The 13,697-nt window shown below is 43.7% G+C and carries 11 protein-coding genes; all 11 read left to right on the top strand.

Features of this window, described 5'->3' with window-relative positions; all coding sequences use genetic code 11:
- Positions 1-57: 57 nt before the first annotated feature.
- Positions 58-1,065, top strand: coding sequence for a type I glyceraldehyde-3-phosphate dehydrogenase (gap, locus tag J7E78_RS20995; RefSeq protein WP_024629503.1), 1,008 nt, complete (start codon positions 58-60; stop codon positions 1,063-1,065).
- Positions 1,066-1,216: 151 nt separating this feature from the next.
- On the top strand, positions 1,217-2,398 hold the full coding sequence (locus tag J7E78_RS20990) for a phosphoglycerate kinase (protein WP_215078050.1): 1,182 nt from the start codon (positions 1,217-1,219) through the stop codon (positions 2,396-2,398).
- A gap of 36 nt (positions 2,399-2,434) precedes the next feature.
- Positions 2,435-3,187, top strand: a complete 753-nt coding sequence (gene tpiA / locus J7E78_RS20985) for a triose-phosphate isomerase (RefSeq protein ID WP_215078049.1) — start codon at positions 2,435-2,437, stop codon at positions 3,185-3,187.
- 1 nt (position 3,188) lies between these two features.
- Entirely contained in the window at positions 3,189-4,733 is a 1,545-nt protein-coding gene (gene gpmI / locus J7E78_RS20980; RefSeq protein WP_215078048.1) for a 2,3-bisphosphoglycerate-independent phosphoglycerate mutase, read from the top strand.
- A gap of 239 nt (positions 4,734-4,972) precedes the next feature.
- A complete protein-coding gene (eno, locus tag J7E78_RS20975) occupies positions 4,973-6,259 on the top strand; it encodes a phosphopyruvate hydratase (RefSeq protein ID WP_215078047.1) in 1,287 nt (428 codons plus the stop codon).
- Positions 6,260-6,491: 232 nt separating this feature from the next.
- Positions 6,492-6,860, top strand: coding sequence for a type 2 periplasmic-binding domain-containing protein (locus tag J7E78_RS20970; protein WP_215078046.1), 369 nt, complete (start codon positions 6,492-6,494; stop codon positions 6,858-6,860).
- Between the two features lie 76 nt (positions 6,861-6,936).
- Complete coding sequence (locus J7E78_RS20965; RefSeq protein ID WP_215078045.1) at positions 6,937-7,974, top strand: FtsX-like permease family protein; 1,038 nt, start codon at positions 6,937-6,939, stop codon at positions 7,972-7,974.
- The gene (locus J7E78_RS20960) at positions 7,971-9,158 is read left to right on the top strand and encodes an ABC transporter permease (RefSeq protein ID WP_215078044.1); all 1,188 of its coding nucleotides are present in this window, start codon (positions 7,971-7,973) and stop codon (positions 9,156-9,158) included. Before J7E78_RS20965 ends, J7E78_RS20960 begins: the two co-directional genes overlap by 4 nt.
- Positions 9,155-9,844, top strand: a complete 690-nt coding sequence (locus tag J7E78_RS20955; protein ID WP_215078043.1) for an ABC transporter ATP-binding protein — start codon at positions 9,155-9,157, stop codon at positions 9,842-9,844. The genes J7E78_RS20960 and J7E78_RS20955 overlap by 4 nt, the downstream gene beginning before the upstream one ends.
- 184 nt (positions 9,845-10,028) lie before the next feature.
- Complete coding sequence (gene secG, locus J7E78_RS20950) at positions 10,029-10,262, top strand: preprotein translocase subunit SecG (RefSeq protein WP_062837740.1); 234 nt, start codon at positions 10,029-10,031, stop codon at positions 10,260-10,262.
- A 555-nt stretch (positions 10,263-10,817) separates the two neighbouring features.
- Positions 10,818-13,613: a ribonuclease R gene (gene rnr / locus J7E78_RS20945; protein ID WP_215078041.1), complete on the top strand. Its 2,796-nt coding sequence runs from the start codon at positions 10,818-10,820 to the stop codon at positions 13,611-13,613.
- The last annotated feature ends 84 nt before the right edge of the window (positions 13,614-13,697 follow it).

Genomic DNA, 13,697 nt, shown 5'->3' with positions numbered 1-13,697 from the left:
TGTCTTGAATATATAAGTTTCATAAAAAATTAATCGAAACTTGGGAGGAACTTACTCATGATTAAAGTAGGTATTAACGGTTTTGGACGTATTGGACGCTTGGCATTCCGCCGTATTCAAAATGTAGAGGGCATTGAAGTAGTAGCAATCAACGACTTGACTGACGCTAAAATGCTGGCTCATTTGCTCAAATATGATACAACTCAAGGTCGCTTCGATGGCGATGTTGAAGTACACGATGGCTTCTTCAAAGTGAACGGCAAAGAAGTTAAAGTATTGGCTAACCGTAACCCGGAAGAACTTCCTTGGGGCGACCTGGGTGTAGATATCGTTCTGGAATGTACTGGTTTCTTCACAACAAAAGAAGCAGCTGAGAAACACTTGAAAGGTGGAGCTAAGAAAGTTGTTATCTCCGCACCAGCTACTGGCGACATGAAAACCATCGTTTACAACGTAAACCATGAAATCCTCGACGGTACTGAAACTGTAATCTCCGGCGCATCTTGCACAACAAACTGCCTGGCACCTATGGCAAAAACACTGCAAGACAAATTCGGAATCGTTCAAGGTTTGATGACTACAATTCACGCTTACACTGGCGACCAAAACACGTTGGATGCTCCACACCCTAAAGGTGACTTCCGTCGTGCTCGCGCAGCAGCTGAAAACATCATCCCTAACACAACGGGTGCTGCTAAAGCAATCGGTCTGGTAATTCCAGAACTGCAAGGAATCCTTGATGGTGCAGCTCAACGTGTACCAGTAGCTACTGGTTCCCTGACTGAGCTCGTAACTGTATTGAACAAAAAAGTAACTGCTGAAGAAGTTAACGCAGCAATGAAAGAAGCTTCCGATCCACAAACTTTCGGATACACAGAAGACGAAATCGTATCTTCCGATATCCAAGGTATCACTTTCGGTTCCTTGTTTGATGCAACTCAAACTAAAGTTCTGACTGTTGGCGACCAACAATTGGTTAAAACTGTAGCATGGTATGACAATGAAATGTCCTACACTGCACAATTGGTTCGTACTTTGGAGCACTTTGCAAAAATGATTAAGTAATATCTGCAATAACATAGAGCGGAAACAGATGCTATATTGTTTCCGCTCTTTATATATCTACATTTTGCAAATTTCTCAAAAACACCAGGATTGACAAGGGATTTTAGCTCTTGATGGGTCCACCAAATACATGGGTGCGGAGGAAATACAGATGAACAAAAAAAGTGTACGCGATATCGAATTGACAGGAAAACGGGCTTTTGTCCGTGTAGATTTTAATGTGCCGCTCGAAGATGGTAAAATTACAGATGACAAACGTATTCGTGCAACGCTTCCTACAATTAACTTCTTGATTGAAAAAGGCGCTAAAGTCATTTTGGCAAGCCACATGGGTCGTCCTAACGGCGAAGTGGTTGAATCCTTGCGTTTGACTCCAGCAGCTGAGCGTTTGTCTGAATTGCTTGGTAAAACAGTCGTTAAAGCTGACGATTCCGTTGGTGACGCTGTTAAAGCTCAAATCGCTGAACTGAACAACGGCGACGTATTGTTGCTTGAAAACGTTCGTTTCCACGCAGGCGAAGAGAAAAACGATCCAGAACTGGCAAAACAATTTGCTGAACTGGCTGACGTTTTCGTTAATGATGCGTTTGGCGCGGCTCACAGAGCACACGCTTCGACTGAAGGAATCGCTCACTTGCTTCCAGCAGTGTCCGGTTTGTTGATGGAGAAAGAACTTGAAGTGTTGGGTAAAGCCATCTCGAGCCCTGAGCGTCCTTTCACAGCTATCATCGGCGGATCCAAAGTTAAGGACAAAATCGATGTAATCGACAACCTGCTGAACATTGCAGACAACGTGATCATCGGTGGCGGTCTGACTTACACGTTCTTCAAAGCACAAGGACATGAAATTGGACAATCCTTGCTGGATGATTCCAAACTTGATGTTGCTCTTGGTTTCATCGAAAAAGCGAAAAAACTGGGCAAAAACTTCTACCTGCCGGTAGATATCGTAGTGTCTGACGATTTCAGTGCGAAAGCAAACACACAAATCGTTGACATCGATGGCATCCCAGCAGATTGGGAAGGGATCGACATCGGTCCTAAAACACGTGAGATCTATGCTGACGTAATCAAAAACTCCAAATTGGTTGTGTGGAACGGACCAATGGGCGTATTTGAAATCGAGCCATTCTCCCACGGTACTCGTGCAGTAGCGGAAGCTTGCGCTGAGACAGAAGCTTACACTGTTATTGGTGGCGGCGACTCCGCAGCAGCAGCTGAGAAGTTCAAATTGGCTGACAAGATGAACCACATCTCTACAGGTGGCGGTGCATCGCTCGAGTTCATGGAAGGTAAAGTACTTCCAGGCGTAGTGGCATTGAACGACAAGTAAGTTTTAGCAGTCTATAGCATGAAGGAGTTGAAACCCATGAGAACACCGATTATCGCAGGTAACTGGAAAATGTTCAAAACGGTTTCCGAATCCAATGACTTCATTCAGGAAGTTAAAGGAAAAGCGGAAGTTGAAGGCGTGGAGACTGTAATCTGCGCACCGTTTACTAATCTGCCATCCCTGGTAGAAGCTGTTAAAGGCACAAACATCAAAATTGGTGCACAAAATCTTCACTTTGAAGATAACGGTGCATTCACAGGCGAAATCAGCGGCGTGATGCTGAAAGACCTGGGTGTGGATTATGTCATTATTGGTCACTCGGAGCGCCGTCAATATTTTGCGGAAACCGATGAGACTGTTAATAAAAAGTTGCATGCAGCATTCCGTCACGGATTGACTCCAATCTTCTGTCTTGGTGAAACGCTTGAAGAGCGTGAAGCGAACCAAACAAAAGACGTATGCAAAGTGCAAACGGTAGCTGCTTTTGAAGGTCTGTCGGCAGAACAAGCAGCACAAGTCGTTATTGCTTATGAGCCAATCTGGGCGATTGGTACAGGCAAATCCTCCACTTCCCAAGATGCGAATGAAGTGATTGCTTACATCCGTACATTAGTGAAGGATCTTTACAACGAGACGGTTGCGAGTGCAGTTCGTATTCAATACGGTGGCAGTGTTAAACCGGAGAACGTAACAGAATACCTCGGACAAAGCGACATCGACGGCGCGCTTGTTGGCGGTGCCAGCTTGCAGCCGGCTTCGTTCATCGCGCTTGTTGAGGGGGCGAAGTAAGATGACAGCTCCAAAACCTGTAGCATTGATCATCATGGATGGCTTCGGTCTGCGTAACACGGTGGAAGGCAATGCTGTAGCGCAAGCCAAGAAACCGAACTACGACCGTTTCATGAGCCAATTCCCACATACAACGCTCACTGCTTGCGGTGAAGCTGTAGGTTTGCCTGAAGGGCAAATGGGAAATTCCGAGGTAGGTCACCTGAACATTGGTGCCGGCCGGATCGTATACCAGGATTTGACCCGTATCTCCAAATCCATTCGTGACGGCGAGTTCTACGACAATGAAACACTTGTCAAAGCGGTTCGCGAAGCGAAACAAAGCGGCAAAAAGCTTCATCTCTACGGTTTGTTGTCCGATGGCGGCGTACATAGTCACATCGACCACCTGTTTGCTATGCTGGATCTGGCCAAAAAAGAAGAAATGAACGATGTATATATTCATGCCTTCATGGATGGCCGTGATGTTATGCCAGACAGTGGTAGAGACTTCATGCAGAAGCTGATCGCTAAGATTGAAGAAGTTGGTGTAGGACAAATCGCAACGGTTCAAGGGCGCTATTATGCGATGGACCGTGACAAACGTTGGGAACGGGTTGAGAAATCATACCGCGCCATCGTTTATGGAGATGGACCGAAATATACTGACCCAATCAAAGCGGTTGAAGAATCGTATGAGAAATCCGTGTTTGACGAATTCGTTGAACCAACGGTTATTGTCAAAGCGGATGGTGAGCCGGTAGGTTTGGTGGAAAGCGGCGATTCCGTTATCTTCCTCAACTTCCGTCCTGACCGTGCGATCCAGTTGTCGCAAGTATTCACGAACCAGGATTTCCGCGGTTTCGATCGTGGTCCGAAGTTCCCTGTGGGCTTGCACTTTGTATGTTTGACTTTGTTCAGCGAGACAGTTGAAGGTTATGTGGCTTATTCGCCGAAGAACCTCGACAACACCCTGGGTGAAGTTCTGGTACAGAACAATAAAAAACAGCTGCGTATTGCAGAAACTGAGAAATACCCGCACGTTACCTTCTTCTTCAGCGGCGGTCGTGATGTGGAGCTTCCGGGCGAAACTCGTGTACTGATCAACTCACCAAAAGTTGCAACGTATGACCTGCAACCAGAGATGAGCGCGTATGAAGTAGCTGACGCATGTGTTCGCGAGATCGAAGCAGACAAACATGACGCCATCATTCTGAACTTTGCTAACCCTGACATGGTTGGACACTCCGGCATGCTGGAGCCTACCATCAAAGCGGTTGAAGTAACAGATGAGTGCATGGGCCGTGTTGTGGATGCAGTACTTGCCAAAGGCGGCGTTGTACTGATCACGGCCGATCATGGTAACGCGGATATGGTGTTCGATGAGCAAGGACGTCCGTTCACAGCTCATACAACGAACCCAGTCCCATTCATCGTTACCGATGCAAATGTAACCCTGCGTGAAGGCGGAATCCTGGCGGATATCGCGCCAACGATCCTTGACCTGATGCAATTGCCTAAACCGGAAGAAATGACAGGTACATCTGTCATCGCTACTCGTAAATAAGTTACGCAACACATATATAAATTGGGCGGTTTGGCGTTTGCACATTGAACGAAGGCAGTAGAAATAGTCTGAAGAAGCGAAGCGCTCGCCTTTATCACATGATTTCAACTTATGAAAATAAGTTCAAAGAAATCAGGGGATAACAGCGATCGGAAGACGACTCTGCTGACGTAGTGAAATAAGGGCAAACACAAGTTGGTCCCAAAATTAAATCCCAACTATAAAGGAGATTATCACAAATGACTATTATTTCTGACGTGTACGCTCGCGAAGTCCTCGACTCCCGCGGTAACCCTACAGTTGAAGTTGAAGTATACCTGGAGTCCGGCGCAATCGGACGCGCAATCGTTCCATCTGGTGCATCCACTGGTGCCCACGAAGCAGTTGAGCTTCGCGATGGCGACAAATCCCGTTACCTCGGTAAAGGCGTTCTGCAGGCTGTTAAAAACGTAAACGAAACAATCGCTCCAGAAGTTATCGGTATGGATGCACTGGATCAACTGGGTATCGACAAATTGATGATCACTTTGGATGGTACGCCAAACAAAAGTAAACTGGGTGCTAACGCAATCCTGGCTGTATCCATGGCAGTAGCTCGTGCAGCTGCTGACGCTCTGGACCTGCCATTGTACGTTTACCTGGGCGGATTCAATGCTAAAGCACTGCCAGTACCAATGATGAACATCATCAACGGTGGTGAGCATGCTGACAACAACATCGACGTTCAAGAGTTCATGGTTCTTCCAGTTGGAGCACCAAGCTTCAAAGAAGCTCTTCGCGTAGGTGCGGAAATCTTCCACAACCTGAAATCCGTATTGAGCTCCAAAGGCTTGAACACAGCTGTAGGTGACGAAGGTGGTTTCGCACCGAACCTTGGTTCGAACGAAGAAGCAATCACTACAATCATCGAAGCAATTGAAAAAGCTGGTTACAAACCAGGCGTTGACGTATTCTTGGGTATGGACGTTGCTTCCACTGAGTTCTACAAAGATGGTAAGTACACACTTGCTGGCGAAGGTAAATCTTACACTTCCGCTGAGTATGTTGACCTTCTGGCTTCATGGGTTGAGAAATACCCAATCATCACAATCGAAGACGGTATGTCCGAAGATGACTGGGATGGTTGGAAATTGCTCACTGAGAAATTGGGAGACAAAGTACAACTCGTTGGTGATGACCTGTTCGTAACAAACACTGAGCGTCTGGGCAGAGGTATCAACGAAGGTATCGGTAACTCCATCCTGATCAAAGTTAACCAAATCGGTACATTGACTGAAACATTTGATGCAATCGAAATGGCTAAACGCGCAGGATACACAGCTGTAATCTCCCACCGTTCCGGTGAGTCCGAAGACAGCACAATCGCTGATATCGCTGTTGCAACTAACGCTGGTCAAATCAAAACGGGTGCTCCTTCCCGTACAGACCGTATCGCGAAGTACAACCAATTGCTCCGCATTGAGGATCAACTGGGTGAACTGGCTCAATACAATGGTCTTAAAGGATTCTACAACCTTAAAAAATAAGCTGGATATCCAGCTTTTATGGGCAAGCCGGGTAACCGGCTTGTCTTTTTTTTTGCATAATCTTTTTGTATATTTAGATTATTTGTGAGTTTATAGTACTGATATGAAACACTTCATGAACAAAACAAAACAAAACGATATTCCATATATTTTTATATTTGGTTGACATTGCTTGTCATTTAAATGTATTATTTATTTGTAATAATAATACATTTAAATGGGAGGATTTAGAATGTTTAAAACGAAATTGGTAGCAACTTCATTAGCTTTAGCTATTGGGGTGGTTGGGGTAGGAGGTTCATTGGTTTCAGGGATGGGATTTTTCAATTTTTCTTCATACACTAATAATTTTCAACTAACGGTAAGTGCTAGTTTCACTCCATCCGTAGTTACAACAAGCTCTCATGGATTTGGACTGACCCCAGGAAAAAATGTAAAGCAAGCTTATGTATGGCTTAAGGAAGGAAACTATGACTCAGGTCGTGTATACTCTCCTACTGCTAAGAATACATCAGACAGTAATTTATACGAAGCAGTTACTTCCAAAGTGAATAACCCATTTTCAACAGCCACATCAGGATATGGTTGGATATACTTCTAAATAGTAAATAAAAATTAATACATAAGCCCCTTCATTGTTTTCAGAAGGGGCTTAACTTATGCTGGAGTGTGACAAGATGACGTTAATCAAGAGATCAATTTATATTATTATTTATTATATAGCAGTAGGTACATTTACTACCCTTTCGTTTTCTGCTTTACTGACATCTTATGCGAATACTCAGACTCTCCAGAATGGACTGAGTCAAGAGAGTATATATTTTTCAATACAGGCAGAGAATGCACCGAATGTCAAGGTGAATCAGCTTCTAGATGAATTGAAAAAGCAATCAAGTTCTTTTTTGCTATACAAAGATGAGGGGAACAGCTATGCAAAATCAATATATTTGCATAATTATATATTCCCGATGATGACTTCGAGTGAAAGGCAGATTACTTCTGTTCCTCCTGGTAATGTTATTCTAGATAAAAGCTTACTCAACAATACCGTTATTCAAGAAAATGATTTCTTCTTTTTATACAATGGAAAATACTATAAAGTGAAAGATTCCTTTATTTGGATTAATAAATACATTAACATCGACAGCAAATTTTTTGTAGCACTTGAACAGGACCAGATTTCTTCTGGACAATATTCTGTCGATGGTATAAACCTTACTAAATTGGAAGTTGCTTTAAATAAATTGAATCAGACAGCATCCATATCATACTCGATTATCCCAGCTAACCAAAGTTATACAGAACGAATAAGGCTAGCTCTACAAGATCAGGCTTTCATTGTTATTGTTTTTGCAGTTTCTCTTTTATTGATGCTATTGAGTATATTTGGGACCACGGTGTCATGGATACAATCGAGAAGAGACGAACTACGAATACGTCATCTTGTGGGTGCTACTGCTTCAGATTTGAGAAAGTGGCTTCTTAAAGATTACTGGCCGTTATTATTATTTAGTTTTGCTATTGGATGTATATTGGCATGGGTAATTGCAAAAATGGCAATATTCAATGCTATCATTAAAGAAGTTTCTATATGGGGAAGCCTTCTCTCCTTTCTTTTTTGTTTGATGATTGGCACATTAACAGCAGTAATTAGCATTTATCGTTATGGATACAAGAATAGAAAGTCAGAATTAGAGGAGGCTCTTCTCCCATGAATCCATTTCGCTTTTCTATACAAGATCTTTGGCGGCACAAAGGAACTTCGATCATTCTGCTTATTGATATGGTCATATTACTTATTATTGTCAACCTACTTTTTTGGAGTTTGAATGATATGAATAAAATGGAGCAAGAGATCGAACGATTGAACAGTCAAAAGGAAATCTACAGCTTTATTGACTACACTAGCGAAAACCAAATTAAAAAGTTGTTCGCCGATGATACACATTTACAAGACTTACGTAAACTGTATGATTCCATATATAAAAATCCAGAAATTGAGGCATTTCCGCTTTATTCGGCAGATCTCTATACAACCAAATCTTCGGAAAATGCTAAAATTGCTACCCTAACTCCAAAGGATATGAACCGAATGCCATTCATTTACGCCAACCCCTCTTTCTTTAATTATTTCAACCTTAATATTAAGGAGGGCAGACCATTCGGTGAGATCGATTATACAGAAGAAGCACAAAATATTCCTGTTATTATAGGAAGTGAAATGCAATCTATGTTTAAACTGAATCAAACATTCTCGGATGTATCGGGTAGAAGCTATAACGTAATTGGAGTCCTTGAGGATAACAGTTCATACATTGACATTATGGCAACTCGTGATTTTAAAAATTTGGATAGGATGATTATCCTTCCCCAAAATCTAAACTATCTGTCTGAAATCACCAACCTCGATAGTGTAATTACGAGAGCATATATGGCTACAAAAAATGAAGACTCGCTCGGTAATATCGTAAAACTGGCGGCTGATCTTGATACGTATTCGTTTGCTTACAAAAGTATGAAATATCAATCAGATTTTGTAGCTCAAGATAAAAAAAAGATACTACAAACACAATTGTTATTGTCTGGCCTGATATTTATTTTCACCTTTTTAACAGTAACTGTATCTTATTTACAGTTTATTGAGAGGTATACTTACGATTTTGGTGTTCATCTATTATCAGGTGCTTCGATTAAAGATGTGATGATCAGGATTGGTGGCCAATTTATCATTCTAACTATAATAAGTAATCTCATTGTTAATCTTTTTTTCTCCTGGTTCTCTAATCTGTCAATTTCTATCGCGATTAGTTTACTAGTAATGATTATTTTTTTAATAATGCCTTTGATGAAGTTGAGATACACACCCATGAATGACATGTTAAGGAGGAAGCAAAAATGAGTGTGATCGAGTTACAGAAAATAAACAAAGTATTTAGTCAGAAGCAAAACCGTTTCCATGCTCTTTGTGATGTCTCGTTAAGTATTGCTAAAGGAGAAATGGTAGCTATAATGGGAACTTCTGGTTCTGGTAAAACTACATTACTTAACATAATAGGATGTGTGGACAAGCCAAGTGAAGGAAGGTACCTTCTAAAAAAACAGGCAATAGAAAAACAATCCCCGAAATTTCTTGCCCAAGTCCGAAACCAAGAATTAGGCTTTGTTATGCAGGATTTTGCTTTAATTGAATATTATTCGGTAAAAAAGAATATCCTCTTGCCTCTACATTATGTAAAGAGTCACAAGCTGCGAAAAAACAGAGAAGCTAAGCTTCCTGAATTGCTCGAAAAACTACGCATAGGGCAAAAAATTAATGAACCTGTCATGAATTTATCAGGTGGACAAAAGCAACGTGTAGCGATTGCGAGAGCATTAATTAATAATCCTGAGATTATTTTAGCTGATGAACCAACGGGTGCACTTGATCAGAAAACCTCAACAGAAATCATTGAATTGCTTCAAGTTATTAATCGAGAAGAAGGAAAAACAATAATTTTGGTCACACATGACCCTGACATTGCAGCTTACTGTGACCGAATTATTCGAATCGAAGATGGAAAGATTGTTAAAACGGAAGATTCCTAAGCATAATTAAGATTGGCAGTAAATTTTCAAAAAATATAGAGGCACTACATTTAATATTCTAATTATTTTGTATAGTGGATGTACTTAGTTGTCGCTACTTGTATCACAACCATAGCTATGTTACAATTAAAATAACTGTTTTTATGGTGAGATGTTATGCCCACATGGGTAGGAGGTGGAAAGAATGGATATTGCTTTGAAATTGCTGCTCGTTGTCTTCTCGATCGGTCTAATCACTGTAGTATTGCTGCAGCACGGGAAAAGCGCTGGTTTGGCGGGTGCCATCTCCGGTGGTGCGGAACATCTTTTCGGTAAAACGAAAGCGCGCGGATTGGATCTCTTCCTGCAACGTGCAACGGTGGTACTGGGTGCAGGATTTATGATTTTGTCTATTATTGTTACGGTTGTTTCCAAGTAAGACTTTAATCAGCTGGGCAATGAATAGCTCTTAAGCTAATGGCTTAATTGATAAACCTTCGTTTCGTGGAGAAACGGGGGTTTTTTAATAAATTCTTATGTGTCCAAATATTTCCAATGGACAATAGACTTCATGATTTCGGTCTTCTTCTCAACTTCTGTTCAGAATTCCTTCCTTAGTGTGAAACAACCCTATCATGTATGGTATGTCCCTCGCTTATCGTTACGCGAACTCACTCCCTATAATGAATGTCATGTATACAGAAAATTTTCGCATGTAGCCCTCTGCCAGATGCGTACAGCATGTGTATCGCATAAAATGTCTGTAGAGATACGTGAAAGCGTGATTTTTGAGGAGGGCCTGGAAACTGTGGTTTTTTTGCGAGGTACGGATGGGCCGGATTGAATTCGTGTATACTAGGGTATGAGATAGTATGGTTGCACTACTACACTCTTCACGACAGTGATATGGCATTGCATGAAAATGGTAAGAATTCCGATACATAAACAGATGAGATCCGATTACACTTTTATGTTTCCCGAGGTGAATATATTAATGATAACAGAACAACAATTGCTCGATTTCATGCGGGAAACCGCTTATAAACCGATGACTTATCAGGAGTTGGAACAGCACTTCGCGATCGAAGATGCAGCTGATTTCAAAGCCTTTTTGATTATGCTTAATACGCTGGAGGAATCCGGTAAAGTTTTGCTGACCCGTAACAATCGCTATGGCATGCCAGAGCGCATGGATTTGGTACGTGGACGTTTACAGGCTCACGCCAAAGGCTTTGCTTTCCTCATTCCTGAGGATCGGGAGCACCCGGATGTGTACATTCACGCCAATGACATGAAGAGTGCGATGAATGGTGACACGGTATTGGTTAAAGTCACGTCCCAAGGCCCTTCTGGCGGTCGCTTGGAGGGTGAGATCGTCCGTATTGTTACTCGTGCTGTGACACAAGTTGTAGGTGTATTCCAAAGCCATGAGGTGTACGGCTTCGTTATTCCGGATGACAAACGGATTAATCGAGATATTTTCATCCCGCGTACTAACTTTGCTGGGGCGGTTGATGGACAGAAGGTCGTAGCAAAGATCGTCAGCTATCCGGAGGGCCGTGCGGCGGCTGAGGGTGAAGTGATCGAGATTCTTGGTCATAAGGATGAGCCGGGTATTGATATTTTGTCCGTCATTCGCAAGCATCAGCTGCCTGAAGCTTTCCCGGATGAAGTGGTAGAAGAGGCGGAGAAAGCACCAGACTCCATCACGGATGAAGAGATAGTACAACAGGGGCGCCGTGATCTGCGCGGACTTAACATTGTCACGATTGATGGCGAAGATGCCAAGGATCTGGATGATGCTGTTAATGTAGAGAAGCTTCCTAACGGTAATTATCGTCTTGGCGTTCATATTGCCGATGTTGGCTATTATGTACAGGAGAATTCCAAGCTTGATCAAGAAGCTTATAACCGTGGATGCAGTGTGTATTTGGTAGACCGGGTTATTCCTATGTTGCCACAACGTCTGTCCAATGGGATCTGTAGTTTGAACCCGCAGGTAGACCGCTTGACCCTTTCTTGTGAGATGGAGTTTAACGACCAGATGAAGGTTGTGAAACATGACATCTTCACGAGCGTAATCAAAACCAAAGAGCGGATGACGTATTCCAACGTTCGTAAAATCCTTGAAGGTGAAGAGCCGGAATTGCTCGAGCGTTATAAGGATCTGGTAGATGATTTCCATCTGATGAAAGAGATTGCTTTGAAGCTGCGTGCTATGCGTATGCGCCGTGGTGCGGTTGACTTTGATTTTGAAGAATCCAAAATCATTGTGGATGCAGAATGCAAACCGATAGATATCGTGAAACGGGAGCGTTCGATTGCGGAGCAAATCATTGAAGAGTTCATGCTTGCAGCCAATGAGACGGTAGCAGAGCACTTCCACTGGTTGAAGGTTCCGTTCATCTATCGTGTGCATGAAGATCCGGATCAGGAAAAACTGCAAAACTTCCTCGCCTTTGCGGCGAATTTTGGACACCAGGTCAAAGGACGTGGCAATGCAATTCATCCACGAGCGCTTCAATCGTTGCTTGAGGATATCAAAGAAACGAAAGAGCAAACTGTGATTAGTACGATGATGCTCCGTTCAATGAAACAGGCGAAGTATGACTCTGAAATGTCAGGTCACTTTGGACTCGCGGCAGAATTCTATAGTCACTTTACGTCTCCAATTCGTCGTTATCCCGACCTCGTCATTCACCGGGTGATTCGCGAAGTCATTGAAAATAATGGTGCTTTGCCGGAGAACCGTCAGGAGTATTTGGCAGCACGCATGTCCGATATTGCACAACAGTCTTCGGAACGTGAACGTGTGGCGGTAGAAGCTGAGCGGGATACGGAGAAAATGAAGAAAGCCGAGTACATGCTCGATAAAGTAGGCGAAGAGTTCGAAGGTATGATCAGCAGTGTGACCAGCTTTGGTATGTTCATTGAACTGGAAAACACGGTTGAAGGCCTGATTCGTCTGAGCGCGCTCACGGACGACTATTACCATTTTGACGATCAGCATATGGCTCTGATTGGTGAACGTACCTCAAAAGTCTTCCGCATCGGTGATGAAGTGAAGATCCGTGTGGCACGTGTAAGCATGGAAGAGTATACGATTGATTTTGAAATGGTGGATATGAAACCTCGTGCTGAACGTCCTGGCGGCCTCGGTGGTGGACGTGGCGGTAAAGGTGGACGCCCAGCAAGTGGTAGCGGTCGCGGCGGTGCCAAGGGTGGACCGGGTGGTTTCAGCGGCTCGCGTGGCGGCAAAGGCAGTTCGACAGGTGCTGGAGGCAACCGTGGTGGCAGACCACCGGAGGATAGCAGCAAAGGTGGACGTGGCGGTCGCAGTGGTGCTGCGAGTGCAGGAGCGGGCGCAGGATCATCGGGTGGCTATGCTGGTAAAGCCGGAGGCAAACCGAAGGGTGAGCGTCGTGCTGGTGAAGCTGGCGGATCGACTGGCCGGGGCAAAGGCGCGGTGAGCTTTGGTTTTGGCTCAGGTAAAGGTGGTTATGGCTCTACATCGGGTGGACCGGATAGTGGTTCAACCGGTGGACAAGGAAGTGGCCTGAACAGCGGCAGCGGTCGCGGTGAAGGAAGCTTTAAGTCCGGCAAGGGCGGCAGTAAAGGTGGCAAAGGCGGAAGTGGACGCAAGAACACTTCGCCAAGCGGCGTATTTATCGGAGAAGCTGCAACTCCTGGTGGCGCTCAGGAAGGTGGAGCACCAAGACGCAAGCGGAAGAAGAGCAAAGGTGCAGCTGGTAACGGCACGGCAGCTTTTGTACGGAAAAAGAAAAAATAAAGCTAACGTAACTTGGAGAGATGGATTTCAGTTGGTTCCTCCGGGTTAAGCGTTGGAGAAATAGTCACTTCAGCCGGTGTGTTG

The sequence above is a fragment of the Paenibacillus polymyxa genome (assembly GCF_018614975.1).
In the GTDB taxonomy this organism is placed as follows: domain Bacteria; phylum Bacillota; class Bacilli; order Paenibacillales; family Paenibacillaceae; genus Paenibacillus; species Paenibacillus polymyxa_E.
The sequence above is the reverse complement of the archived record's forward strand: the minus strand, read 5'-3'. Positions and strand labels throughout refer to the sequence as shown.

What these genes read in the sequence shown, in the direction of transcription:
- gap (WP_024629503.1), top strand. Translation starts at nt 58, where the DNA reads ATGATTAAAGTAGGTATTAACGGTTTTGGACGTATTGGACGCTTGGCA.
- J7E78_RS20990 (WP_215078050.1), top strand. Translation starts at nt 1,217, where the DNA reads ATGAACAAAAAAAGTGTACGCGATATCGAATTGACAGGAAAACGGGCT.
- tpiA (WP_215078049.1), top strand. Translation starts at nt 2,435, where the DNA reads ATGAGAACACCGATTATCGCAGGTAACTGGAAAATGTTCAAAACGGTT.
- gpmI (WP_215078048.1), top strand. Translation starts at nt 3,189, where the DNA reads ATGACAGCTCCAAAACCTGTAGCATTGATCATCATGGATGGCTTCGGT.
- eno (WP_215078047.1), top strand. Translation starts at nt 4,973, where the DNA reads ATGACTATTATTTCTGACGTGTACGCTCGCGAAGTCCTCGACTCCCGC.
- J7E78_RS20970 (WP_215078046.1), top strand. Translation starts at nt 6,492, where the DNA reads ATGTTTAAAACGAAATTGGTAGCAACTTCATTAGCTTTAGCTATTGGG.
- J7E78_RS20965 (WP_215078045.1), top strand. Translation starts at nt 6,937, where the DNA reads ATGACGTTAATCAAGAGATCAATTTATATTATTATTTATTATATAGCA.
- J7E78_RS20960 (WP_215078044.1), top strand. Translation starts at nt 7,971, where the DNA reads ATGAATCCATTTCGCTTTTCTATACAAGATCTTTGGCGGCACAAAGGA.
- J7E78_RS20955 (WP_215078043.1), top strand. Translation starts at nt 9,155, where the DNA reads ATGAGTGTGATCGAGTTACAGAAAATAAACAAAGTATTTAGTCAGAAG.
- secG (WP_062837740.1), top strand. Translation starts at nt 10,029, where the DNA reads ATGGATATTGCTTTGAAATTGCTGCTCGTTGTCTTCTCGATCGGTCTA.
- rnr (WP_215078041.1), top strand. Translation starts at nt 10,818, where the DNA reads ATGATAACAGAACAACAATTGCTCGATTTCATGCGGGAAACCGCTTAT.